The sequence below is a fragment of the Flavobacteriales bacterium genome, from assembly GCA_019694795.1.
Lineage (GTDB): Bacteria > Bacteroidota > Bacteroidia > Flavobacteriales_D > UBA2798 > UBA2798.
The window spans coordinates 16,678-43,345 of record JAIBBF010000013.1; the positions used below are offsets into that span (position 1 = coordinate 16,678).

Genomic DNA, 26,668 nt, shown 5'->3' on the forward strand with positions numbered 1-26,668 from the left:
TGACTATCTTTGCCCGAAATTTCCCTTACCATGTTACAAGAACTCACCGAACAGGAAGTAATTCGTCGCGAAAAACTGGATGAAATCCGTAAACTGGGTATCGATCCCTATCCTGCGGAGGAATATCCCGTAAATGCTTATGCCGTTGATATTAAAGCGCAATTTGAAGCAGAAAAACCGGGCTTTGAAAATGTTTGTCTGGCCGGAAGAATTATGTCGGTCCGCGATATGGGTAAGGCCTGTTTTGCAGAGATTCTTGATGTAACGGGACGAATTCAGGTTTATGTCCGCCGGGATGATATTTGTCCGGGTGAGGATAAAAATCTTTACGACGCCCTCTTTAAAAAGCTGCTTGATATCGGTGATTACATCGGTGTAAAGGGTTATGTTTTTAAAACGAAGGTGGGAGAAACCTCCATTCACGTGAAGGAATTGCGACTGCTTTGCAAAACGCTTCGTCCGCTTCCCATTGTAAAAACCGATGAATCGGGGAATGTGTTTGATGCCTTTAGCGATCCGGAGAAACGTCACCGTATGCGTTATGTGGACCTCATCGTAAATGAAGGTGTAAAAGAAACCTTCATTAAGCGCACCAAACTGATGAATTCTTTACGCAACACCTTTAATTCAAGAGGCTATCTGGAAGTGGAAACCCCCGTATTGCAACCCATTCCGGGAGGAGCAGCGGCGCGTCCGTTTGTCACCCACCACAATGCGCTTGACATCCCCTTATTTTTAAGAATTGCGAATGAACTTTACCTGAAGCGATTAATCGTTGGTGGTTTTGAAGGCGTGTATGAGTTCTCTAAAAATTTCAGAAATGAGGGGATAGACCGAACGCATAATCCTGAATTTACTGCGCTCGAGATTTATGTGGCGTATAAGGACTACAACTGGATGATGGATTTTACGGAAGAGATGATTGAGAAAGTGGCATTGGATGTAAATGGAAGCACCGAGGTGATGGTAGGCGAACAAGCGATTTCGTTTAAACGTCCGTACAAACGCATTACCATGTTCGACGCCATTAAGGAACATACGGGGATCGACATCAGTGAAATGAATGAAGAGGATTTGAGAAATGTATGCAAGACCTTGCATATTGAGATTGAACCTTCGATGGGTAAAGGCAAGTTGATTGATGAAATTTTCGGAAATAAGTGCGAACACAATTATATACAACCCACCTTCATTACGGACTATCCGGTGGAGATGTCGCCCCTCACCAAAAAGCACCGCAGCAAAGAAGGATTAGTGGAGCGATTTGAGTTGTATGTAAACGGAAAAGAAATTGCCAACTCCTATTCGGAATTGAATGATCCGATTGATCAGCGTGAGCGATTTGAAGAACAAATGAAATTAGGTGAACGTGGAGATGATGAAGCAATGATTATTGATCATGACTTTCTTCGTGCTCTTGAATTTGGAATGCCACCTACTGCGGGATTGGGAATTGGAATTGATCGTTTAACGATGATGATGACCAACAATGCCTCGATTCAGGAAGTATTGTTCTTCCCACAGATGCGGCCGGAAAAACAGTAATTGAAAAAATAAAAATGGAAAAGGAGTAATGAAGATTACTCCTTTTTTTATTCGGCAATAACCAGGAAATAATTTTTCTTACCTCTTTGCAGGAGAAGGTATTTTCCGTTAATGAGATCATCCGTTTTAATGATTTGATCCGGATTGACTTTATCTTTATTCAGTGAAATGGAATTTTCATCGAGCGCGCGTTTTGCTTCGCCTTTCGATTTTAAAAATCCGGTTTTATCGGCCAACAAAGTTGCAAGGTCAATTCCGTTTTCGAGCTCCGATTTGGAAATTTTTCCTTGTGGAACTCCTTCGAAAACGGATAATAAATCTTCTTCACTTAATTTTCTCAGATGTTCGGAAGTGGATTTACCAAACAAAATATTAGACGCTTCTAATGCCGTTTCGTAGTCCTGCACGGAATGAACACGAATGGTGATATCCTTCGCTAATTCCTTTTGCAGTTTTCGTTCATGCGGAGCCGTGCGATGTTCAGCAATCAGTGCTTCGATTTCTTCCTGAGTTTTAACGGTAAAAATCCGGATATAATTTTCGGCATCCGAATCTGCAGCGTTTAACCAAAACTGGTAGAATTTATAAGCAGATGTTCTTTTTTTATCGAGCCACACATTTCCACCTTCCGTTTTACCAAATTTGGTTCCATCTGCTTTTTTAATTAATGGTGTAGTTAAAGCAAAAGCCTCTCCTCCATCCATCCGGCGAATTAATTCTGTACCTGTAGTAATATTTCCCCATTGATCCGAGCCACCCATTTGCAGACGGATTCCCTGATTTTTCCAGAGGTAATAAAAATCGTAACCCTGCACCAATTGGTAGGTGAATTCGGTGAATGACATTCCCTCTCGGTCATCTCCGGAAATTCGTTTTTTTACGGAGTCCTTCGCCATCATGTAATTAACCGTAATATGTTTCCCTACATCGCGGATAAACTCGAGGAATCCGAATTGTTTAAACCAATCGTAATTATTCACGATGGTGGCGGCATTATCACCTGTGAAATTGAGGAATTTTTCGAGCTGTGCCTTTTGGCAATTCAGGTTGTGCTGAAGCGTGTTTTCATCCAGCAAATTTCTCTCCTGCGATTTTCCGGACGGATCTCCCACCATTCCGGTAGCACCTCCTACCAGCGCCACAGGAATATGTCCGCAACGTTGAAAATGCAACAGGGTCATTACCTGTACAAGGTTTCCAACCCCAAGGGAATCGGCTGTTGGATCAAAACCTATATATGCTTTTACGGGTTTTCCGGAATTTAATAAGTCCTCCGTTCCCGGCATTATATCCTGGAGCATGCCTCTCCAGCGCAGTTCTTCGATGAAATTCTTCATGCTGCAAAGATAGAAATTGACTTGGACTGTAGCACATTCCATCATTCCCTGTACATTTACAGCATGATTCTAGTTACAGGCGGAACCGGATTATTGGGAAGTCATTTGTTGTTTGAGCTTTGCAAACAAGGATTCCGCGTTCGTGCCCTCTATCGAAATGAATCGAAAATAAAGACCATCCTTCCCCTGTTTAAGCATTATTCCCCGGAACAAGCAGAACAACTCTTCCAGCAAATTGAATGGATAAAAGGAGATATTGACGATATTTTTTCATTGGAGGATGCATTGGAAGGGATTGATAAAGTATATCACTGTGCCGCACTGGTAAGTTTTGATGCCGCAGACCGCGCAGAGCTGATCCGCATCAATGAAAAAGGGACCGCCAACGTAGTGAACGCTTGTCTCGACGCCAACATCTCCAAACTTTGCCACGTCAGTTCTACCGCTGCCATTGGAAGAAGCAAAGATGATTCGCTAATTCATGAAAAAACACAATGGAAAAATGCTCCTGAAAATACCTGGTATGCCATTAGTAAATACAATGCAGAGCGTGAAGTGTGGAGAGGAATTGAAGAAGGCTTACCTGCAGTAATTGTTAATCCAAGTGTAATTTTAGGTCCCGGCGACTGGAACTCTTCCAGCACTTCCATGTTCAGAAACGGAAGTAAGGGAATGATGTTTTACACGGATGGAGGAAATGCATTTGTAGATGCCCGCGATGTAGCCATCATTATGGTGAAATTGATGGAAAGTCCCCTTACCGAAGAACGATTTTTATGTGTTGCAGAAAACAGAAGTTTTCGATCGTTGTTTGATGAAATTGCACAGGCATGGGGGAAAAAGAAATCCCGGTACAGAGCAGGAAAATTTTTATCAGGTTTAGCATGGAGAATGGATAAATTCATTTCCTTTTTTCTGCGCAAAAAAGCTTTACTTACGAAAGAAACCGCAAGAGCAGCACGACGGACATACCGCTACGATAACAGTAAAATTAAGCAGGCTTTAAATTTTGAATTTCGTTCAATCAAGGAAACGATTGAAAACGCGCACAACTATTTTTCAAAGCAGAAAAACTAGTGTTATTTCTTGGGACATTTCCCGCAACGCTTTCCCTTTTTATAATTTTTACAGCATTTGCTTTTCTTTTTGCTCTCATTAAAAAGCAATTCAAGCGGACAAACCGCTTCGCTGTCGTTAGGCGCTATGAATGGGATTTTCATGGTGCTAATTACGACTAGTTAAACAAAAAACACAATACCTAAAATCAGGTATTTATTACCAACTGAGGAAAGTCAGTAGGTTGATTTTGAGTCGACTGAAAACCAAAAAAAATGTCCGCCGGAGCGGACATCCAAAACCCTGGGGTTTTGATCTGAGATGAAGGGGTTTTGGTTGATTTATTCGTTCGATAGAAACTCCATCACTTTTGCAGCAAATTCTTTGGCTTTGGATAAATCGGCTTTATTGTCGTATACAGAAATACGGTACTGAACATTTAAATCACCAATAAATGTCTCACCATGGATCATATTAAAATCCTTTTTACCTAAACTTTCACTCATGCCTTTTATCACTTTAGAGTAAAACACCTGACCATTGACGTTATCTTCTTTAAAGTCCTCGTACTTGGTCGTTTCGCCTTTGTATTTCATGGTGTAGTCCTGGAATTCCTGAAGCGATTTATGTTCAAGTTCCTGACGTTGATTTCCGGAACGTGAAAGGCTGGAAGAAGTGATGTTTAATTTATCAAATCCCACAGCGGCAGGATCGGCAGTCCATGTTCTGCGTATATCCTGATTATCGGCATTGTCATTTTTAGAATCAACGGTTAAGGTATAACCTTCGATTGTAAAATTATCCAATTTTGCAGATAACCAATTGTAGTCTTTAACTACTTCTTTGGGTTCTTCAAATACCGGTTCTTCTGCTTTTTTTTCAGTTTCAGCAGTTGTAGTTTCTTTTTTTTCTTCAGTATTTCCTCCACATGCGGTGAATAAAATAGCCGTAAAAAGTGCGATTGGGTAAATTGTTTTTTTCATTTTTTCTGAGTTTTTATTTTTCATTGATTGTCCATTGAAACGATTTTTCAACCGCCATATAAACACGACGGGAAAACATTTTTTTGTCGCTGGTTTTTCCATTCATCGGTGTGTCGATAACCAGTATTCTATTGTGATAGGCAATAAGCTTCAGGTATTCAACCGATCCTCCTCCGTAATTCAATTGGATAAAAGGAAGAGTGTTTACGCGTTTAAACTGATACACCGGTTGCATGGAATAAACTTCCTTAAACATGGTGTGGGTTAATGTTCCATTTGCATAAATAAAATTCTGAACGGTGTCCATTGTGCCAAGTCGAAACAATTCATATTGCATAGGTTCTTCATTGTATCTAACAGTGAAATGCTTATCGACATACAAATACCCGCCAAGATCGATCCAGTCATATTTCCTTAACGTATCCTGAAAATGATCATCGATCTTACCTTGCTTCATTTTAAGCAAAGAGTCCTTCGAAATCATTTTTTTCTGATGCAATTCTCTGACTAGTTTGTACCATCCATCTGCAGGTTGATGTTTCGTTGCAACTTGTGCTGATGCCGGTACAAACCAACTCAGAAAAAGCAATAATGCGATTGTGCTTTTCATATTCAGAACGGTTTAATGAATCCGTAATCCATATAGCGGATTTGTGGTGCGCAATAAGCTCCGTTCCCTTTATAGGGTTTAAAAACGGTAATGTATTGCCACATCCAATAATTGCATCCGGGTTTTTCATAGATGGCAACTCCACCTTTAGCCTGTTCGGTGATGTAACCGTAATCGTCTTTATAAACCTGAAAGGATTGAACGTTATAAAAGCATTTCAAAATTTTCAGACTAACTCCCGATTCAATTTGTTTATTAAAGGTGGCATCGGCATATGGATAATCTGATTTCACCCAACCATTATTTTCTGCCTCCGCGGTTAATTTTTCTTTACGCTTTGCGAATGCCTCATCAAATCCTTTTAAGAGTAATTCGGAATTGCCTTTTACTCCAAAGGATGCGTATGCTTTTTCGATATTTGCCACGAGGTATGGTTTAATTTCGTCGATACTACCGCACATTACAAAATCTTCAGCTCGTTTTCCATTCGCTAATGCGAATTGCTGATCGGTGTTTGAATTGGTGAGGTCGATGAAATAGCTATCCAGATTAAACCATCGCTTGGCGCGTTCAGAAATTACACCACCAACCAATACAGCGAAAACACTGTCGCTTTTTGAAGATACCAATCCAACAACCGAAGGATTGTATCTGAAATTTTTATTGATGGTAGAGGGTAGAGGAGCGAATTTTTTAACGACCTCTTTTAAATCTGCATAATCTTTTTTTGCCTGCTCAATATAATCGAGCGGAACGGAGTAATAAAGTTTACCGGAAGGATTACACTGATCGCAAATTAAGCGTGCCAAATCATCAATAGTGTTATTTGGACGCCTGCATACTTTTTCTACTTCGGTATAAAATTCCTTATAGGGCCATGGTTCCAATAACCATTTATCTTCTATGCCTTGGCGACCCTGTTGCTGATGCATGGGATCTGAAATTTCAACCAGACACATTCCATTTTTATAACCGGTTACAGTACCTTCCGGAAATCCCTGCGCAAGATAAACGACTTTATCGCCTGCCTTGTATTTTGTAGCAGCGGTAGTGGAAGAGTTACCCGAATTTTGAACAGATCCCATTGCGCGGACCTCTTCTTTTTTCGCCCAGGAATCATAAGCGGCAGAGTAACCATCCCAATGCACAAAATAGCGTTCGCCATCAACTTTTAGCACGGTGGCTTTATACCATTTCCCCTGGTATAAAACTTCTACCCGATCATTCACCTGAAAGGTGCTCTGGGCCCACAGCATGCTACTGAGCATTACTGCAGTTATCAATAAAATAAATTTTTTCATCTCAGATCTTTTTAATGATTAGTCTTTCGTAAGAACCAATTCTCCGCCTTCACCTTTCATGGTCATTGATTTTTCATCTAATGCAGTTACGGTGTAAGTGAATCCATCCGGATTAGTAATGGTTGTTGCGTTATTATCCTTTAAGGTTAACTGATCACCATTCATGGTGAAAGGACCAAATCCACCTTCTCCCACATTAGCTGTTCCATTATCATTAAAACTAACTTTATTACCGAATGGCGCAGTACCGGTGCTTACAGTCCAGCAAGCTCTTCCCTTACCGGCAAGTTTTTCTTTTGTAAGTTCAACTTTTGCGGCAGCAGTTTCAGATTTAGCTCCGTCTTTCGATTCTTCGGATGCTCCACCGCAGGAATAAAGTAAGCTGGCTGCAAAAATGGATACAAGGGCAAGTGTCTTTTTCATAATTTTTCGTTTTAAGTTTTTAATTGTTTACCGTCCAAAGATTCAATCTTTCAGGTTGCCCTTTCTTGTATTTTAAGGAACCCGGCGTATTCGGGAAGGAACGTGTGGGATTTGGGAACGAACGCAAAGGCTTCATTTCGAGCAAACTATTTGAAATAAAGGCGGAAATACCTACTTTCAAGTATTATCTCTCGTCCATGAAGCGTTTCAACACCCTTATTACATTATTTCTTATCGTATGTACCTCAAAGCTGTTTGCACAATCGGAGAAGGAGCTACAAAAAATCAGTGAATACGATAGTATCGCCTTTCATTTTGAAAACATTCCGAATTATGATTCGGCCATTGTCTATTACAAAAAGGAACTTGAGATTTATAAGCAAAAAACGATAAGGAAATTGGTCGCACTTATTTAAAAATTGGACGCATGCTTTCTGAAAAAGGAGAGATTGCAGAAGCTTCGGATGTTTTTTTTAAAGTTTTAACCTATGCGGAAAAATCAAACGATACCATTCGCATTGCTATTGCACATACGCGAATTGGACGATGTTATGAATTTTTAGAACAGCCTGACAAAGCCATTGAGCAATACAGAAAAGGTTTAGAGATCTCCGAAAAATTTTCGATCCATAAACAAATGATTGCGCTTTACGGAACATTAGGAAATATGTATCTGCAGCAAGGCAAAACCGATGAATGTAAAACATTGGTTTTACGCGCCGATTCAGTGGCAAAAATTCTGAATAATCCTTATTTCACTTATGGCTCGAATAATTTAGCGGGACTATATTACCTGGCCATTGAAGATTATTTACAAGCGGAAAAATACATGAAGTTAGCACTGGATTATAATCTGGAGAAAAATCCAAATACCAGTCACACCGCAGGAACCTATTTTAATCTGGGCGATATCTATGCACGACAGAAAAAAACGAGTCAGGCCATCAGCAGTTATGAAAAAGCCTACGCCATTTTTAGTCAGCAAAACGAGAAAAAGAACATGATGGATCTCGCCAATAATTTATCGGAGTTGTATGCTACTATTGGTGACTATAAAAAAGCTTATGAATTCCGTAAAATGTATGATGCTTATTCCGACTCCATCATAAATATTGAATCGCAGATGGCCATAGCCGAATTGCAGACAAAATATGATGTAGAGAAAAAAGATGCACAATTAAAATTACTGGACAAGGAAAACAAATTGATTGCGCAAGAGAAAAAACTCAAAGAACAGAAAGCAAATGAAGCCGAAAGGAATTTTTATTACACTTTAGGAATTTCGATTTTGCTTCTTATCACGATTATCATTGTTATTTGGTTTTTTATTTCACGGCAAAAAATAAACAAGAAATTAAGCGAGCAAGAGATTCGTATTACACGCCTGCAAACACAAATGAATCCGCATTTAATTTTTAATGCATTGGTATCTATCCAGGAAATGATTTTAGCCGGCGATAAAATGAAATCAGTGGATTCGGTATCAAAATTTTCGAAGTTGATGCGCAGCACCTTAAATCATTCAGATAAAGAATTTATTTCGCTCGATCAGGAAAAGGAATTTTTGGAAACCTACGCCTCCTTCGAAAACGACCGGAATCAGGGCTCCATTCAATTTACCATCTCTATAGAAGGGGCTTTGGAAAAAACGGTGCAATGGTCCCTCCTTTACTTGTTCAACCCTTGGTAGAAAATGCATATAAGCATGCCTTTAAAACTAGTATAGGGTATCCCTCCATATTAGTCGAAATGAAAAAAAATAATGAAGAGAAGTCCCTAGAGATTCATGTTTCTGATAATGGTTCCGGAATGAATGCAACCGCTTCGTCAGAATCCAAAGCATTAACGATTTTAAAAAACAGATTGACCATGATCTGGAGTAAATCGAAACAAAAAATAAATAAAGAATATTTTGAGGTCCGTAACTCCAATCCCGGAATCCACATTTTAATCCGTTTACCTTTTATTGAAGAATAAGTATGATACAGGCCATTATTGTTGATGATGAATCGTCGTGCAGAAACGTATTATCTGCTTTATTGCAAAGCATCGCTCCACAAGTTAAAATTATAGGAACTGCTCAAAACGTAAATGAAGCTGTAATTCTAATTGATGAATTGAAACCTGAGTTGGTTATTCTTGATGTTGAACTTGGCGATGAATTGAGTTTTAAAATTTTCGAAAAAGTAAGTTATCGTCAGTTTTACTCCATCATCACCAGTGCGCATGAAAAATATGCCATTCGCGCATTTAAAGCCAGTTGTCTGGAATATCTCCTCAAACCGGTCGACAGTACAGAATTAGCACAAGCCATTGTAAAGTTTGAACGTCAGCGGCAAATCACGTTTAATCAAAAGAAAATCGAATTGTTGCTGGAGAATATCGGTTCGGCGGGAAATGCGATTCAAAAAATTGCTATTCCTTGTCACGATGGTTATGCCTTCGTAAACGTTGCCGACATTATCTATTGTGAAGCGGATGCCAAATACACTAAAATTTATACGAGAAATAACGAGCATATATTATCCTCTAAAAATCTTGGTGAATTTGAAGAACTGCTCGACTACAATCCTTTTTTTCGTTGTCATAAATCCTACATCATCAACATCAACTTCGTAAAGAAATTTTTGAGGTCAGACTCCTTGGTAGAGATGAGTAATGGAACACGGATAGATGTTGCCACCCGTAAAAAAGACGATTTTCTGAAATTATTTGAGAAGCTTTAATGTTCCTGAAGAATCGATAATAAATCGTCGGCACCTTTAAAGGGACGAATACTGGTCATTTCGAAACTCATGCTTACCGGACTTCTGTATTTCATTTGACGGAAATCGAGTTGCTTGTATTTTTTAGAACTAAACACGGCAACATAATTCCCCGGCAACACAGCAAACAATTTTGCCCCCGGATCAGGAATTAATACGACATTATTCCATTTTTCATAAGGGAATTTCACCAAACTACGATTGGAAGAACTCACGTAACACACTTCCTGATTCTGCAAAATACCGGCATCGCGGTCGAATTTGAAATCGGCATGAACGGAAACGGCATTTTCATCATTCAGGAAACGATCGTAATTATAAATCCCAAATTGATTAATCTCCATTGTGCGGTAAACATCTGCCAATTCATTCATGCGTTTTTCATCCGCTTTAACTTTTGCCAATGTTTCTTCATATTTACTTTTCCACTGAGAAGCAGAAAATGCGAATAAAGATTTAAGCGACATCACCGCTTCAATTTTGCCTTTGTAAAAATGTCCGGCTTTATCATCAATTACAATCTCATATACATTTCCATAAACCTGCGTCAGTACACTTTCCGCTTTGCCTGCCCAATCGGGAAATGGAACCCCCGTTAAATTTTTCCATACCAGCATAGAAGCCAGGTATTTTTTTCCTTCGAAAGTGATGCTTTGATAATTGTAAATATTACTCCAATTGAGACCATAATCTTTAATCCTGGATTTTGTTCCCGCGTCGTTTCTGTTTTTATTGATTAGGGAATAATTATCATTCATCATCACATCCAGCGCCGCCATGTAATTGAACGAAAAATATTCGGGTCCCAATGGAATTTTTAAAGCAGAACCATATTTCTTTTTCTTTAGTTTTTCCTTCTCCGGGTTAGGAGCACCGCCCTCATCACCCATGTAATGCCAGTTTCTGGTCCCTTGTTCATCTAAATAGAAAAAATGATAATCATTGCCCCCAACCATCGATGCTAATTGAACTGAAATGGTTTTACCACTATCCACATAAACTGTATTCCCGTTTTGTTCTGCTCTGAGTTCAAACATCCCTGCGGTTTCAAATCGTTTTAAAATTCCGGCGGCATCATAGTCCATCGGAATCCCTGCACAATACACCGAAGCGGCATCGTGAAATTCACGGTAGTGAAACGTAACTTTTCCTTTGATGGGTCTGCGCAAACTATCTACCAATACGTTGGCGGGGACAATTATTTTTGATCCCTTGCTGCCTTCAACAAACAACTCTGCGCCGGTCTCAGCTACCAGTTCCAACTTTTGCAATGGTGGATTAAATTCGGGAACAGGAGATTTTACCAGTGGCGGCAAAACTGCAATGGAATCCTTTTTGGGGACTTCATTTTTTACCACTACCTCTTCTTGCGAGCAGGAAGCAATAAAAACAGAAAGCAATACAATAGTTAACACGTTCCATTTCATAGCAGAAAAATAATCATTGTTAAGGATTAGAAATGGTGAGTCGCTGAAAATAATCCACAGCTACATCTGAATAAGCATATTGGTCCTGAGCAGAAAATTTGGTTCCGTAAGGGAAGGAAGGGAAAAAAATCAGTTTTTGAATTTCATCCTTGCTTAAATGTAATCCCGCATTATACACGGTGGCGATAAACCGCAGTTTATCTTCATCACTGCTCCATTTTTCCGTTGCGAACTTTTTTAAAGCGCAATCGAAAAAACACGATAAATAAACGAATTGCCAGGCTTGATCTTTCATACGATCAATGCGCGTTTTCCGGAAGGATGATCCGCTCCCGTTCAGGACCAGGAACCCGTACTCCTCCTTGAGTGACTCCTCAGATGAAACGAACCCCTCCAGCGTTTCCACAAACGATGGTTTCATCTGAAAATGACCGATTGAGAAATCGGCTGCCTTGCTACCTCCTTCAACATAAAGCCACTCCAACGTACCGGTTTCCAACAAATCGCTGAATTGCGAGTAGCGGATCAATTCCGGAAAAACTATGCCTTTCAAAAAACGCGGATCGTTACCGAACCGTTTTGAGACCATTTCAAAATACGTGCCGTTTGTTTTCATGAATTCCTGCGCCCGGGTATAATCTTTGCCAAAAACCGATGGGAAATCGGGACTTTTGCCACTGAACATACAGAGTATTAAGAGCCAGGTTTTCATGCCAACGAGAACGAATGTTGAAGGTATAACGGAATCGGGAATTGAAGGTTACAACACATTCGTGAAGGATTTAACAAGGAGAAAGAATGTTTTTTCGAAAGGCAATGTTACAAATGTTTATTTTGTAAAAAAGTAGTTATGGAAAAGAAAAGTGGTCAATGCTCAATTTCCGGGAAATTTTATCCTCTGGACCAACTTATTCCCGGCAAGGATATCCGTAATTCAATTTTTGAAATAATTAAATCGGATCATCCCAACTTCACAGATGAATCGCTGATCTCGCTAGATCTTCTCAATGAATACCGGAGAAAATACCTGGAAAAACTTGTGCGTGATGAAGTCGGAGAAATATCTCATTTGGAACGCGATGTATTGGAAAACATCAACAATGATGAAATCATCAGTAAAAATCTGGATGATGAAATAAAAGGAGATTTATCCATTTCACAAATCCTTGCCGATAAAATTGCAAGCTTTGGCGGGAGCTGGACATTTATCATTTTCTTTTTTTCGTTCCTCTTTGCATGGATGCTGATTAACATTTTTGTTTTCGTACAAAAACCATTTGACCCCTATCCATTTATTCTTCTGAATTTGATTTTATCCTGCTTAGCCGCAATTCAGGCGCCGATTATTATGATGAGTCAAAACCGAAAAGAAGAAAAAGACCGAATGCGTTCTATTCACGATTACAAAGTAAATCTGAAAGCGGAACTGGAAATAAGAATGCTACATGAAAAAGTAGATCATTTACTGGCAACGCAAAATCAGCGTTTATTAGAAATACAACAAATACAGGCCGACTTCATGGAAGATATCATGAAGCGTATGAATAAATAATTTACAGCGACCGAATAAAATTCAACACATCCTCTCGTTGGGAAAGCGTAAGCTGTTTAAATTTTGTGTTCGACAATTGTGCCTCTCCTCCATGCCACAATATGGCCTCTTCAATGGATCGTGCTCTTCCATCATGCAATAAGCGTGAATGACCATTAACTATTTCGATTAATCCGATTCCCCATAAGGGCTGCGTTCTCCATTCTGATCCTGAAGCTAAAAAATCGTTTCTTCCATCTGCAAGTCCCGGCCCCATATCATGCAGTAACAGATCGGAATATGGATGAATTTTTTGCAAGGATAAAACTGGTATATCAACAGAAATTCCTGTTGTAAAATTCATTCTGTGACAATCTTCGCATCCAATCTGTACAAATAAATTTTTACCTCTTAAAACAGATTGATCACTCCAGTTTCTTCGGGCAGGGACCGCGAGACTTCTGCAATACAAAACAACTTTATTCAAATCCAAATCATCAATCTCGGGTGTTCCCCCATTGGGAGCAGCTGCACAATCGATTTCTGCAGAAGTACAATTTTCATTGATAAATAATGAAGTGGTAATCCCCATATCTCCTAAAAATGCCCCTGCGGTTTGCTGAAATAAATCCGGTTGATTAGCCTTCCATCCAAATCTTCCTAATTCAGATTGCAGTGTTCTGTAATTCCATACATAATTTGCTTTCCCTGAAATTCCATTTCCATCCACATCTGTTTCATCTGCACGTTCAAGTATTTGTGATTCCGGAATAATTTCCAGAAGTCCTAATCCAATCATTTGTTGTGCTACGCGTGGCGAATAACGAATGGCAGGATCGGGATTTCCATATTTCCATTGTGAAAATTGGTAATCGGGTTGCAAAAGTTGATAGACTGTTCCATCCGGATAATTTCCATTTACCAATAGTTCATTAATGGAAATCGTTACTTCCGGATCTACTCCCAATATGGCCTGATCCTGTAATTGTCCGCCATAATTATTTTCAGGAACTGGTTCATTATGTAATCCAATACCTGAGATACTTGTCCGCACTAAAAATCCAGTTCCGAATTCACCAGGTGATGGTGGCCGTCCTCTTCCATCACGAAAGTGACAACCTGCACATGATCTGGAATTAAACAATGGTCCTAATCCATCCCTTGCTGTTGTAATTGAAGGTGCAGTAACCCAATTCTGATTGAAAAAAGAATTTCCCGTAAAGAAGTCAAGTCCCTGCTGTGTCGATAAACCGGGAATTTGGTGTCCGAATGCATTGGGTGTATCATCGTAAACGGTAAGTTCACCTCCTGATTTTTCTTCACCCTCTTCTGCATATAATAAATCGTCTTCCAATGAAGGATCTTTTCTGCATGAGGTCCAAACAAAAATTGAACAGGAAAATAATGCCAGAAGAAAATACTTCATTACAATACAATTGTATAACCCATAGATGAAGCAACATCAATAATTAAATCTGCCTGCGATTGAAGATGCAAAACAGCGTCTAATACAATTTGTCGTTCTGCAGGAATAATGATTGCTTGATCAAAAGGTACATAAATGGAATTGCATTTGTTATCTGCATCATTGAGCGATTGAATCAACTGTGCATTAAGTGAAGTTGAAAACAATTCTGCTAACTGACTGATGGAGGATCCGGAGACAATTGTTCCATCTACTCGCTGATAGGTTCCGGTATAGACATTATGAATACCTTTTGCATTTAAAATAATATCGCGATGAGTATTATCGCTAAAGCAAGAGTGTTCGTCCTCCTGATCCATATTATCATAAGCAACATACATTCGTTCTCCCGACAATTCTGCTCCGGATAAAACAGCCATTCCCACCATCATTTTACGAATAGCATCGTCGTTGGAATAGGACAAAAATTCCTGACGGTAATTTCCCTGCAAAGAAGGATCCCATTCATTTTTCAATTCATTTAAAAATGCAAGCAGCAAATCGGAAGCAATCGATAAGTACAACACTCTCCGGTCCTGATTAGAAGCTGTTCCTCCTACCGTCAGGTAATCGGTATAGGGACGTTGTCCGCAATTATTTGCTGAAGTATCCTGACCCCATAATAAAAACTCAATGGCATGATATCCCAATGCAACATTTTCTTCAGCTCCGCTTAAATTTAATTGTAGCAATAAAGAAGCAGTGATAGTTGGAAATGTAACCGGATCATTAATAATTCCTGCATTTAAATCGCCCGACACATAATCGATATACGCTTCATCCAATGGCCAGGAATTTAAAAAAGGTTCAGGACCATCTCCATCATCAATTGCTCCACCGTAAAAACGATACACTTCAGATTGACCATAAGGCTCCCGCGCATCACGCCAGGCTTGACGGGCATCGTCGAGATTTTGTTGCGAAGGAGCTGCTATAAAAGCATCAATTTTCTGATCGAGAATTACCGCCGTTAAATAACAATCTTCGTAATTGGCAAAAACAATGTTTGCATAACTTGTTACGATACTTTCTTTTAATGCAGCGTTAGGATCGGCAGAGTTTTCAGGTTCCGGGTCCTCCTTTTTACAAGAGGAAAAAACGGAAACAACTAGGATGGAAATAAATAAATAGTTTTTCATCATGTGGTTTTTGGTTATGCAAAAAACCACATGATGAAATAAATTTACAATACCCGAAAAAAGGTATTTTTTAACTAAACTTTTAGTTCTCGCCGGTATTCAATATCATCGGCGATGTAGATCCGTTGGTAACAATCACTTTTGCATTGGGAGATGTGCTTAAATTTTTAAGCATTTCAATTTGATTGTACTGGATCAACATAGGAGTTAAAGAAGAATTGATAATAGTTTGTGCCTGTTTAATTGCTTCGGCTTCTATGATCATTCGTTCTGCTTCTTTCTTTTGTTTTTGTATGACAAATTCCATTCGCAATGCTTCTTGCTCTGCCGTTGTTTTATCTTCAATTGCTTTAACCATTTGTGCAGGAAGTAAAATATCTTTTAATAAAACTGCATCAATAACAATTCCATATTTACCGATGTGTGCACTTAATTCCTGAGCAATAGCATTTTCAATTTTATTTCGTTCTGTAGCATACAATTCTTTTGCATAATATTTAGAACTTATTTCACGTGCAGTAGCGCGAAAATTACTCAACACAGCTACTTCTTCATAGTTTGTTCCAAATTGAACGTAAATCCTTTTGGCTGAATCGGGATTTACATGGTACAATAAACTGATCTCTGCATTTACACTTAATCCCTCTTTAGTAGGTAATGGAAGATTATTATAAACCTCAACCGTTCGTATGTTAATCTTAATTAAGCGGGATGTAAAAGGATTAAACCATACCACCCCACTTTCGATGGGTTTACCTTTGATGCGACCTAAGCGTTGTTTAAAGCCGATTTCACCGGGACGAACAATGGCACAGGAGGAAATAAGTATTATAGCTGATGCCAGCAAAATAACGAATTTGAATGATAGCGTTTTCATAATGAAAGGATTTTAATTCCCCCATTGCCAGCCTATCCAATTTAAACCGAAAAAACCAAAGGGGATTGATTTTAACTTTTCATTAATAAAAAACCCCGGATGAATTAACACCCGGGGCCTCTCTCTATTCACCAAACGCTTCAGAACTTTAAATACCGAATGATTTTAAAGGTTCCTCCACTTGCTTGTATGCTTACTAAATAAACACCGGCCGACCACTTGCTGCAGTCCACATTTGCACTTATTCCCGTCATAGAAAAATCATGTACGATTTCTCCGGTGGCAGAATAAACCTTCACCATTTTGGTGCCGGGTGTGTTTGAATTGATCGTAAACATTTCCGAAGAAGGATTCGGAAAAAGATCCACGATTAATTCTTCCTGTTCATCGATTCCTGTTGTTGTTGCGATATTGATGTCATCAATAAACAGATTGTTGGAATAGGCACTGCTTACATATTCAAATTTGAAACGAATATCCGGCTGTGCCAGAGATGCAGAAATGTTCACGGCTTCATAGGCCCAGTCAGTTGCGGAAACCGGGACATAGCTTGAACCTCCTGCACCCTGACTAGTAGCCAGCGCCAATCCTGTTATTGTTTTTCTCAATATCCAGGTTTGACCACAATCGGTTGATGAATATATTTTAAGTGTTTCAGTAATATCATCTGCATTCATTGCATTGGTAGAAGAAGCATATCTAAAATTCAGGGTTGATCCTTGCACAGCAGTTAGATTAAAAGATGGCGTAATTAACTCATCAATGTCTTTTGCACCATCATCAAATGGATTGGTAATGATGCTTGCGTTATTCAACATAATGCAATAATCGCCGGTATACCCTGCGCCATGATACAATTGAAAATAGGTTTCGTTATTATCGCGGTTACGCACTATCCATTTTTCTGCGAAGGGTAAATACCATTCGAAACTTTCCCAATAAGGTGTACCGTAATCGGCAAGGCCATTGGAAACATAAATAGAATTTGTAATGGTACGCGAATCTGTTCCTTCTGCATTGTTAACCGTTAAAGAAACAGTTTTCCATCCCGGAGTTCCGAAGGAAACAGTAGGATCCTGTACAGTAGAAGTTGCAGGATTTCCATCCTGGAATGTCCATTGCCATGAAGTAGAAGCTCCATTGACTGTGTTATCGTAAAAAACAATATTCTCATTCAGACATACTGTTGGTTTGGCAGGATAAAAATCGGCCTTAGGAGCACAACTTAATTCTGTTCCCGGTTCAACACCTGTAGCAATCAGATTTGCAGTTGTCCAAAGATTACTGCGGTCTGCCGTATTATCAATTAAAGCAGCGCGCATACGATCTACTTGTCCTTGCGTAAACATCACACTGCAATAGGAATAATCCATATAATTCTGCACGTTTTCATAGATGCCCGGAATACAAACGTTACCATTCAGATTGCAGGTTGTCCAGCCTTTTGTAATTGGTGTATCATCCACCAAATCATCACCACAAATCACTCCCGGATCATTATTATTTCCCCATGGATGTTGCAGGTTTAACCAGTGCCCCACCTCATGAGTCAGCGCCCGCGATGTTCCCACATTGGAAGTTCCAATGCTACCCACATAATTGTGAAGAATAATTACGCCATCAACAAAAGCCATAAAGCCACCGGAAACGGATGAAGGATAATAAGCATAACCTGCTACTCCGTTTTCCATTTGTGCCACTACCCAAACATTTAAATATTTGTTGCGTGGCCATGCATGAAGTTTTGATCCGTCATCTCCAACATAAGTCTCAGTTGAATAAATACGTTCTATTCCATTGGTGCAATTTCCCAGCGGATCGATGGTTGCCAAACGAAATTCAATTCCTGCATCTGCACAAAGTGTATCAAATCCATGAACAATTGCAGCGGTATCTGCATTCAGTTTGCGGTAATCGCGATTTAAAATATTTACGGCATCGATGACCTGTGCATCCGAAATGTTTTCTGCACCATTCTGGTGAATGATATGAAACACTACCGGAATGGTGTAGATCTGCTGATTAGCTCGGTTGATTTTTTGCTGATTGATGAGCTGATTAGTAATCAATTCATGATCTGCCTCCTGTTGCAGGATCTCAGGATGATTATGGATCAGTTCTCTGCGTTTTGCATCTGAACCGCAAGGGAGATGTTGTGCCATTGCAAAAAAAGCATTGAACGACACCACAAGGGTGATAAAAATCCGTTTCATAAAACTGAAATTAAATTGTAAGAGATAAAATACAGTTCCGGATTTTTCCGGAACTGCATAGCATTAATAATTTCTTGGTCAGAAATTCGCGCGAAGTGTCATAGTGAAATTGCGGCCAGGCGCAGAAATTCCACTTGCAAATACCCGATAATTCAGATCAGTGATATTTTCTATTCCTCCCTGAACTCGTAAATATTTGTTGATTTGATACGAAGCGCGAACATTAAGGGTACACCATGCGGGCATTCCGTCCGGTGCAGCCTGAGAGTAATTATCTTCTCCCACCAGGTTATAATCTTTAACCCTTTTCCATCCACTATACATGGTATAGAACTCTCCTCTGAATTTTTTCAAATTCAAAATAAAAGCTGTTCTTCCAAATACGGGAGGAATGTGGTCGAGCGGATAATCGGTAGTGTCTGTAATTACACGACCGTATGTATAATTTATAGCGCTGGTAATGCTGAAGTGTTCAGTAACGTCGGCTGCAAAATTAAAGCTGGTTCCATAAATGTAGCCTTTGTCTGAATTTTGTGCAGCAGTTACTAAACTTGGTGTTCCATTATACACAATTGAATCTGATCCGTTAAATGTAAATTTCTGAACGGTAATCAGATTGGTTAAATAGGTATAATATCCTGTAACACCTAAACGAACTTTTCCGTTGAACGATTTTTCAATGGTTAAATCGGCGTTATAAGTGTATTCTGGTTTTAAATCAGGATTAGGAACAATCAGCATACCCGGTGAACTGTCGAATACCTTTCCAACATCATCGATGTTCGGTGCGCGGAAACCGGTAGAACCTAATAGAGCGATTCTCCAATCTTGAGCAGGTTTCACAATTAAACCGAGGCTTCCTGTGAGTGCTGAATTTTTTTGCTGTACGTTGGTGTAAGGAAAATGCATGAGGGATGTATCTGAAAAGTTTGCATCCAAACTTACATTCGAGAAACGAAGTCCATCAGTTAGAATCAACTTATCGTTGATCTCCCAACTGTGGGTTACATAGATTGCAGAATACATCATTGAATTATCGCCATCGGGATAACGGGAAGCGGAGGGTGATTCAAGTTCAGTTACAATATTGCGCGAATATCCGTTCGATTTTACCGTATTGTAACTCACCTCGGCACCATATCTGATTTCATGTTTTTTTACCTCTTTCATCATATCAACATTGAGGCTGATCACGTTTACATTTTCTTCCTGAAATTTTTTGTTGTTGTTGTTAAAGCGTCGGCTAATGCGACTTTCAGCAATATCCTGGAAAGAAAGTGAAACATTGAGTTGATCATACACTTTTGTTTTTTTGGTGTACAAACCCTGGTAGGCAGTCAGCAACATGGTTTCGGGACCATAATACCATTCAGCAAACTTTAAAATTCCGCCACTGTATTCCTGAAGACGATCATAACGGTTTACATTTCCGGTATTGGTGTACTGAATGTTGAGTTGATGTAATTGATGCTCGTTTGGTTTAAATCCGATTTTACTAATGACGTTATATTGTTTATAACCGGATTGCACCTGAACATTCGGATCATTATTGACAAACATTGAATCTTTGTTATTGATTCGTTCTGCATAATTCATGCGCTTCCATAAATCTCCATTGCGTGGATCGCGAAGATTTCCTTGTCTCAAATCGCCAAAATCGGAATAGGTGCCCGTGAGCATAAATGCCCATTTATTATTGGCAACATTAAATGAAAAATTTCCTGTTTTTTCGGTATTCACGGTAGAGAAACGTGTAAATGCACTTCCGGTAACCAGACTTTTTTCATCGGTAGAAAACTGGAGTTTTCGTGTATGAAAATGCATTACTCCGCCAAGCGCATCGCTACCATATACCGTAGATGCAGGTCCGTAAACCACCTCAACACGATCCAGCATGTTATTGTCTAAACGAATTACATTCTGAAGATGTCCCGCGCGGTAAATGGCATTGTTCATTCGAATTCCATCTACCACAATCAACACTTTATTTGCTTCGAATCCGCGAAGGATTGGAGACCCGCCACCGAGTTGACTTTTCTGAAGAAACACATTTCCGGTTTGTGTAAGTGCATCACCTGAATTTTGAGCATTCATGAATTCAAGTTGACGCGCATTTAACACATCAATTTGTTGTGCAACATCTTCGCGTTTTTCAGTGAATTTAGAAGACGAAACAACTACTTCATCGAGGCGGACTTCAATCGTACTCATATAAACCACTCCTCCTGCAGGAATTACTTGCGCAGGATTAATGAGTTGAGGACGAAAATCTGGATGAAAAAGCACCAACGATTCCGGTGCCGGAGATGGAAGGTTTACCTGACCTTTTGCATTGGTCATTTCTTTATACGTCCCTTTTGGATCAGACACTTCTACACCACGCAAGGGTTGCAGCGATGTGATATCGATGATAGTAAGTGTTTGAGCGCTCATGGAAAAGGACGATACCATGAACACCAAAAGTGTAAACAGATTTTTCATTTTTAAATTTTGGATTTAATCAATAGAGAGACATCCCACCAAAGGCAGGCAACAAAATTCAGCGTTCTCAGATTAAATCTCGGGAGGGGAAAAAACTCCGTTTAAAAAACCAACACCTGTAGAAACGGGAATGTCGGCAAGACATGTTGGTTCATTGGAAGGATAAAAAAGAATGGTTTCGGTTTGTTCACTGTACCATTTCAGATCCAGTAGCTTTTTAAATTCAAATCGTTTTTCGAAATCCTGATCCAGTCGTTTGAGTAAATCTCTTTTCCAATCGGATTCGGCATGGTCTTTTACACAAGCATAGGCCTTGCCTTCAGTGCGGACCACATCATACATTTCGCCCTGAAAATAGACCTCATGATCATTTTCCCAATAAGAAGAGGGATCTTTCTGAATTTCCTCCATGGAAATATAAGTGAGTTCAGATGCTTTCAGATTGTGAAGAATTTTCTCCTTCATCTCGTGGCGAATGACCAGTCGTTTTGCCAATAGAAAATATGGCTCTCCGATAGACAGCCATAACACCACCCCGCATAAGAGAAGAGCGGGGATCAGCGACAAGGATCGATATTTGCGAATAACGAACACCAAAACCAAAAATACGTGTTTTTTCCTTATCCTGATCCCCACCCTTAGGTTGAGGCATTTTTTTCAGGGTAAACGGCTAAATGCTAACCTGATACTGAAGCACCAGCATGTTTTTCCTTTCTTTTAATGTATAGGTATTGGCGTTAAAAACAGGACGATTTTGTAAGCCTAAACTTAATTTTTGAGCATGACCTTTAATCAGCCAGTTGATTCCCCCGTCAAGAACAACAGAGGGATCATCTAATTTATTGAATTGACTGTATTGCATCGAAGCATAAGGCATTAATGTTCCTGACTTCTTCAGTAAATCCTGTTTCATCAGATAGCCTAACTGCACATAAATAGTTGTTCCTGTTCCCATCATTGGAAAAGCGGATCCTGTTCCATTAAAGGAAGCATTAGCATTGGTGCTCTGACCCGGATTCATTACTCCATTATTGCGAACATAATTAGGTCCGTAATCCATGGAAAAAAATCCGGCATAAGCAGAAATCGCATTTCCTTTTTCTTTATTCAATGGCATATCTAAAAATGCAGCAACCGACCAATGGAACATATCATGAAAGCTGGTATCCACTCCATCGCTTGTCCAGGTAGCCGCCTGCTGATAAATAGCACCTGCTTCGAGATTAAGCACTTTCTTTTTTCCAAGATAGGTTCCCGTCATATACGGTGTAGTATTCGGTTCTTTATCGAAAAAATTCCAAATGAATAATCCCTGGTATTGTTTATGGTGACCCATACTCGCAAATGTTGCATCTGCATTTATTGGCGGTATGCTTGCACCAGAAGTGGTGATGGGAAAAGGATCCGTTAATGCAATTCGATAATCCAACCGACCTAATTGTCCACGTGCATACAGCGATAATTTTCGTGAAAATTCATCCGTTTGATCTACGGTAGCTTGTGCAAATACCGGAACATCGAGCGTCATTATCGTTCCAATACTTGGCTGTGAAAAACGCGATAATCCATTGGTGATCGTTAATCCCGCTCCGATTTTTAAATAGTTCTGTCCGGCAAAAACATGGTATTCTGCCAATGCATCATGAAAGAATGCCTGAAGTTTTCTGTTTCCTGAATTCGCCGATAAATAATTGAAATTATTCATGCCGAATTGCGTGTAGAAAAAAAGATGATCGGTTAGTTGTCCGAACAACTGCATTCGGGTTCTCCTTAATCCGATATCAAATGTTTCATCTGTTGGTTCTCCCAACACCATGGTACCGGGATTACTCTGATTATATCTCAGCCAGGCCTGGTTTAAAAAGGTGGCTTTGATGTAATATTTTCCGTCTTCAGAAAAATTCTTTTTTAATTCAGGTATCTGCGCCATCACCCCGTGGGTGAATTGAACAGTGCTTATTAACAGAATAAAAAATAATTTTTTTGTTTTCATCTTCAGGTATGTGATACTTTTTTTCGTGCTGCTGCCGGATGCGATGAGAATGGATTAAAATTTTCCAGTCCTACCACTTTAATTTCTCCTCCGGTAGAGTGATATTCTTCTTCGAACAAATGCAATTGCTCCATGAATGAATGATCCACAAATACACAGTCGGAAAAATCGAAGGTGAGGTGATGTCCACCCGGAATTGTTTCCCATAATTTTTTATAGCCAAGAAAGTTTGAAAAAATAGCGGCATCGTGTATTTGGATGTCGATATGCTTTCCATGTTCTTTCATGGTGTACCGTGCTTTAAACAAAGAACGAAGTGGTGCTCCGTTAACAACCTGAATAATCAGCTTGGTTAAAATTCCTGCAGCTACACCTAACAATAAATCTTCGGCAACAGTAACAATGATTGTAACAAGAAAAATGGCTAATTGTTCTGCACCGATTTTATAGGTTCCGATAAATTCTTTTGGACTTGCCAAACGATAAGCAACAAAAATCAACATTGCCGCCAATGCTGCATTAGGAATCATTTCAATCACTGGTATCATGGCCAGCATAGCGATAAGCAGAAAAAATCCGTGAAAGAAATTAGCCCATCTTGTTTTTCCGCCATTGTTTACATTGGCCGAAGAACGAGCAACTTCAGAAATCATAGGGAGTCCACCCAACAATCCACTGAATGCATTACCTACTCCTACTGCAACTAAATCTTTATTATAATCCGATTTTCGTTTATATGGATCCATCCCGTCGATCGCTTTTACCGTGAGTAACGATTCGATGGTATTGACAAACAAAAACATGAATACAAACTTCCAGAATGTTAACGTACCTATTGCTGCGAAACTGGCATTGAATCCGAGTGTTCCCCAGAAATCGCCGATTTTTACCAATGAAAAGGGCTTACCGCTATGATCGTGCACAGAGGATAATCCCATATAAGCTGCCATTGGTACTGCAATGAGTAATACAATCATTGGTGCCGGTATTTTTTTAAATACGCCTCCCATGGCTGGAAGAATAAACATGATGAGGAGCGACAACAATCCGATGGTTGCAATGCTTCCATTGGCATTTGCAATGAAGTTGGGGATATGTTCATATAATTGAATCGGCGTCATTCCTTTTGTCATGGATGGATCTACTCCCAATAAAACCGGAAACTGTTTTGCAAAAATTAAAATTCCAATAGCTGCTAACATCCCGTGTACTGCAGAGTGAGGGAAAAAATCACTGAGTGATCCGAATTTTAATAAACCAAATCCGATTTGAATTAGTGCAGCAACTACTGCCGCTCCCAAAATCAAATGCCAACCTTCTGTTTTATCGCCACCCCCTAATTCCGACATAGCTATAACGCCGCCGGCACAAATGGTGATAAGTCCTGCAGCAGGCCCTTTAATCGTTAATCGCGAACCGGCGAAAAAACTAACGAGTAATCCACCGATCATAGCCGTTAACACTCCCATGGCAGGCGGAAACTCACTGGCTTTTGCAATTCCCAAACTAAGTGGTAATGCGAGGAGAAAGACAAGGAATCCCGACATCATATCGGATTTCCAGTTTTGAACTAATCCTTTAATTCCATCTAACGGAATGGATTTGGAATGGTTTTTATGTTGATTTGAAGATGACATTTGGACGAAATTTTTTGTTGATTTCGTTCAATCGAATTTCAGTCATCAGTTGGCACAAGGAATAAAAGACACAGGCGGCGATTACGAACAGGATTTTGCTTGGTGCCCCTGTAAGCATGGCGAATGAGGAAAGAACGAGACTTAATCCAGGAATACTTCTGCAAGATTAACTGTCCGGTAACCGACACCCATATCTTTTTTTCTGTATGCGAGATGTTGATCAGACATCACTGATTGTTTTCTTAAGTGAAAACGAACTTGATTTAATTGAACGTTGAATAAAAAAGCTTGTTCCATATTACAGGAACGGGACGTTTCAATTCATCAAATCAGTAATGTTCGCAATTGAATAAAGCGTGGTGTGGAAATAAAAGATAAATCAGCGAAGTAAGAAGCGTGATAACCGCTATTGCTGAAAGTAGAATGAAAAGTGAAATTACAGGGCTCAGAATAAAATACCGGTAATGCAGGGAATCGCAATCCGTCCGTATCCGTTTCTTCGAGATCTTCCAGTTCTCTTAGATCAAACAGAAAATCTTTCTTCTGTTCATCGCCGCCCATTTGAACGGAACCTTCTGAAGTTTTAACACTAAGCTCATGAAGGTAGGATCCTACATATGGCAATGTAAAAACCAATAAATGGTAGGTCGCCAATAACAGAACGACAGCACGCAGGTTTTTGATTTTTAAAATGCTCATAATTCACTGTAAATATTGCCCTTTTTTTAAGCAATGGAAATCCTTTTAACAAAAAAATAACCGAATATAGAAGTATTACTATTCCGAAAAAGTCGCAAACCACTGATTACCAGTAGTAAAAAAATAATAAATCGATGGCAATTTCAATTTGTTTATTTTGCGGTAAATAAGAATGAAATAGCAATGAAAATCGGTGTTATTGGCGGAGGTAGCTGGGGAACAGCCATTGTAAAGTTGTTGAGCAACAATTTAGACCATGTTTACTGGTGGGTTCACACGAGTGAAAGTGTTGAGCATATCCGTAAGTTCCATCATAATCCACGCTATTTGCAATCGGTAGAATTCGATCCGGGGAAACTGATCGTTACTAACCGGCTGGAAGAAATCGTACCGCAATGCGATATTCTGATCATGGCAACACCTGCTGCATTTCTTCAATCGGTTTTTGAAAAATATCCGAAAGAAAATTTCAAGGGGAAAATAATTTTCTCTGCCATCAAGGGTATGATTCCGGAATTAAATATTATTCCTGCCGATTATTTTAATCAGGTGCTTGGCGTTCCTATGGATAAGATCGGAATTATATGCGGTCCTTGTCACGCCGAAGAAGTGGCCCTGGAGCGACTAAGCTATTTAACCATTGCCTGCTCCGATACACAAAGCGCACAAGTGATGGCCGATCATTTAAGTTGTCGCTATTTACGCACTACGGTTTCTGATGATTTATTGGGAACGGAATTATCGGCGGTATTAAAAAATATTTATGCCATTGCATCCGGTATTTGCGGAGGTGTAGGCTACGGCGATAATTTTCAGGCTGTGTTAATTTCGAATGCAAGTGTAGAAACTGCACGATTCATTGATGTTGTTCATCCGATACACCGCGATGTAAAATCGAGTGCTTATCTGGGAGATTTATTGGTGACCGCCTATTCTAAATTTTCGCGAAACCGCACGTTCGGATACATGATTGGTAAAGGTTATTCCGTAAAAGCCGCCCAATTAGAAATGGAAATGGTTGCAGAAGGTTATTATGCCGTAAAAAGTATTGTAGAAATGAACAAAAAGTACAATGTAGATATGCCCATTGTACAATGTGTTTACAATATTATTTACGAAAAAATTTCTCCTGCTGTTGAAGTCCGCATTCTCAGTGATAAATTATCTTAAGCAAAATTCGTTTCAG

General features: G+C 39.5%; 24 protein-coding genes. 8 read left to right on the forward strand and 16 right to left on the reverse strand.

Going from position 1 to position 26,668, the window contains the following annotated elements; all coding sequences use genetic code 11:
• Nucleotides 1–30 precede the first annotated feature (30 nt).
• The gene (lysS, locus tag K1X56_06195; protein MBX7094294.1) at nt 31–1,545 is read left to right on the forward strand and encodes a lysine--tRNA ligase; all 1,515 of its coding nucleotides are present in this window, start codon (nt 31–33) and stop codon (nt 1,543–1,545) included.
• 47 nt (nt 1,546–1,592) lie between these two features.
• Here the strand turns inward: lysS and tyrS are convergent, their stop codons facing one another.
• On the reverse strand, nt 1,593–2,882 hold the full coding sequence (gene tyrS, locus K1X56_06200) for a tyrosine--tRNA ligase (GenBank protein MBX7094295.1): 1,290 nt from the start codon (nt 2,880–2,882) through the stop codon (nt 1,593–1,595).
• A 63-nt stretch (nt 2,883–2,945) separates the two neighbouring features.
• Between tyrS and K1X56_06205 the strand changes: the two genes are divergently transcribed.
• Nucleotides 2,946–3,959, forward strand: a complete 1,014-nt coding sequence (locus tag K1X56_06205; GenBank protein MBX7094296.1) for an NAD-dependent epimerase/dehydratase family protein — start codon at nt 2,946–2,948, stop codon at nt 3,957–3,959.
• A gap of 320 nt (nt 3,960–4,279) precedes the next feature.
• Here the strand turns inward: K1X56_06205 and K1X56_06210 are convergent, their stop codons facing one another.
• Genes K1X56_06210 through K1X56_06225 form a run of 4 tightly spaced genes read right to left on the reverse strand, consistent with a single transcriptional unit; the run spans nt 4,280 to nt 7,255 of the window.
• Complete coding sequence (locus K1X56_06210) at nt 4,280–4,921, reverse strand: hypothetical protein (protein ID MBX7094297.1); 642 nt, start codon at nt 4,919–4,921, stop codon at nt 4,280–4,282.
• Nucleotides 4,922–4,934: 13 nt separating this feature from the next.
• On the reverse strand, nt 4,935–5,531 hold the full coding sequence (locus tag K1X56_06215; protein ID MBX7094298.1) for a hypothetical protein: 597 nt from the start codon (nt 5,529–5,531) through the stop codon (nt 4,935–4,937).
• 2 nt (nt 5,532–5,533) lie between these two features.
• The gene (locus K1X56_06220; protein MBX7094299.1) at nt 5,534–6,832 is read right to left on the reverse strand and encodes a hypothetical protein; all 1,299 of its coding nucleotides are present in this window, start codon (nt 6,830–6,832) and stop codon (nt 5,534–5,536) included.
• A gap of 18 nt (nt 6,833–6,850) precedes the next feature.
• Nucleotides 6,851–7,255, reverse strand: coding sequence for a hypothetical protein (locus K1X56_06225; protein MBX7094300.1), 405 nt, complete (start codon nt 7,253–7,255; stop codon nt 6,851–6,853).
• A gap of 197 nt (nt 7,256–7,452) precedes the next feature.
• Between K1X56_06225 and K1X56_06230 the strand changes: the two genes are divergently transcribed.
• Genes K1X56_06230 through K1X56_06245 form a run of 4 tightly spaced genes read left to right on the forward strand, consistent with a single transcriptional unit; the run spans nt 7,453 to nt 9,981 of the window.
• Nucleotides 7,453–7,671: a hypothetical protein gene (locus tag K1X56_06230; protein ID MBX7094301.1), complete on the forward strand. Its 219-nt coding sequence runs from the start codon at nt 7,453–7,455 to the stop codon at nt 7,669–7,671.
• A gap of 11 nt (nt 7,672–7,682) precedes the next feature.
• Nucleotides 7,683–8,945, forward strand: coding sequence for a tetratricopeptide repeat protein (locus tag K1X56_06235; protein ID MBX7094302.1), 1,263 nt, complete (start codon nt 7,683–7,685; stop codon nt 8,943–8,945).
• Between the two features lie 59 nt (nt 8,946–9,004).
• The gene (locus tag K1X56_06240; GenBank protein ID MBX7094303.1) at nt 9,005–9,232 is read left to right on the forward strand and encodes a hypothetical protein; all 228 of its coding nucleotides are present in this window, start codon (nt 9,005–9,007) and stop codon (nt 9,230–9,232) included.
• A 2-nt stretch (nt 9,233–9,234) separates the two neighbouring features.
• Nucleotides 9,235–9,981: a LytTR family DNA-binding domain-containing protein gene (locus K1X56_06245; GenBank protein ID MBX7094304.1), complete on the forward strand. Its 747-nt coding sequence runs from the start codon at nt 9,235–9,237 to the stop codon at nt 9,979–9,981.
• Here the strand turns inward: K1X56_06245 and K1X56_06250 are convergent.
• Complete coding sequence (locus K1X56_06250; GenBank protein ID MBX7094305.1) at nt 9,978–11,447, reverse strand: hypothetical protein; 1,470 nt, start codon at nt 11,445–11,447, stop codon at nt 9,978–9,980. The two genes, K1X56_06245 and K1X56_06250, sit on opposite strands and share 4 nt — an antisense overlap.
• Nucleotides 11,448–11,466: 19 nt before the next feature.
• Nucleotides 11,467–12,159, reverse strand: coding sequence for a hypothetical protein (locus K1X56_06255; protein MBX7094306.1), 693 nt, complete (start codon nt 12,157–12,159; stop codon nt 11,467–11,469).
• Between the two features lie 138 nt (nt 12,160–12,297).
• Here K1X56_06255 and K1X56_06260 point away from each other — a divergent pair, with 138 nt between their 5' ends.
• Nucleotides 12,298–12,999: a DUF1003 domain-containing protein gene (locus K1X56_06260; GenBank protein ID MBX7094307.1), complete on the forward strand. Its 702-nt coding sequence runs from the start codon at nt 12,298–12,300 to the stop codon at nt 12,997–12,999.
• 1 nt (nt 13,000) lies between these two features.
• Here the strand turns inward: K1X56_06260 and K1X56_06265 are convergent, their stop codons facing one another.
• From K1X56_06265 to K1X56_06305, 9 genes are all read right to left on the reverse strand, one after another.
• A complete protein-coding gene (locus tag K1X56_06265) occupies nt 13,001–14,404 on the reverse strand; it encodes a thiol oxidoreductase (GenBank protein ID MBX7094308.1) in 1,404 nt (467 codons plus the stop codon).
• Nucleotides 14,404–15,582, reverse strand: coding sequence for a hypothetical protein (locus tag K1X56_06270; GenBank protein ID MBX7094309.1), 1,179 nt, complete (start codon nt 15,580–15,582; stop codon nt 14,404–14,406). The genes K1X56_06265 and K1X56_06270 overlap by 1 nt, the downstream gene beginning before the upstream one ends.
• Before the next feature lie 82 nt (nt 15,583–15,664).
• Nucleotides 15,665–16,459 carry a prohibitin family protein gene (locus K1X56_06275; GenBank protein MBX7094310.1) on the reverse strand — a complete coding sequence of 265 codons (795 nt, stop codon included), beginning with the start codon at nt 16,457–16,459 and terminating at the stop codon, nt 15,665–15,667.
• 140 nt (nt 16,460–16,599) lie between these two features.
• Nucleotides 16,600–18,672 (reverse strand): T9SS type A sorting domain-containing protein, encoded by a 2,073-nt coding sequence (locus tag K1X56_06280; protein MBX7094311.1) that lies wholly within the window; start codon nt 18,670–18,672, stop codon nt 16,600–16,602.
• Between the two features lie 78 nt (nt 18,673–18,750).
• Nucleotides 18,751–21,153, reverse strand: coding sequence for a TonB-dependent receptor (locus K1X56_06285; GenBank protein MBX7094312.1), 2,403 nt, complete (start codon nt 21,151–21,153; stop codon nt 18,751–18,753).
• A gap of 72 nt (nt 21,154–21,225) precedes the next feature.
• Nucleotides 21,226–21,720, reverse strand: a complete 495-nt coding sequence (locus K1X56_06290; GenBank protein ID MBX7094313.1) for a hypothetical protein — start codon at nt 21,718–21,720, stop codon at nt 21,226–21,228.
• A gap of 103 nt (nt 21,721–21,823) precedes the next feature.
• Entirely contained in the window at nt 21,824–23,146 is a 1,323-nt protein-coding gene (locus K1X56_06295; protein MBX7094314.1) for a hypothetical protein, read from the reverse strand.
• A 2-nt stretch (nt 23,147–23,148) separates the two neighbouring features.
• Nucleotides 23,149–24,783 (reverse strand): SulP family inorganic anion transporter, encoded by a 1,635-nt coding sequence (locus tag K1X56_06300; protein ID MBX7094315.1) that lies wholly within the window; start codon nt 24,781–24,783, stop codon nt 23,149–23,151.
• A 324-nt stretch (nt 24,784–25,107) separates the two neighbouring features.
• Complete coding sequence (locus tag K1X56_06305) at nt 25,108–25,482, reverse strand: hypothetical protein (protein MBX7094316.1); 375 nt, start codon at nt 25,480–25,482, stop codon at nt 25,108–25,110.
• Nucleotides 25,483–25,665: 183 nt separating this feature from the next.
• Here K1X56_06305 and K1X56_06310 point away from each other — a divergent pair, with 183 nt between their 5' ends.
• Complete coding sequence (locus tag K1X56_06310) at nt 25,666–26,652, forward strand: NAD(P)H-dependent glycerol-3-phosphate dehydrogenase (protein MBX7094317.1); 987 nt, start codon at nt 25,666–25,668, stop codon at nt 26,650–26,652.
• The last annotated feature ends 16 nt before the right edge of the window (nt 26,653–26,668 follow it).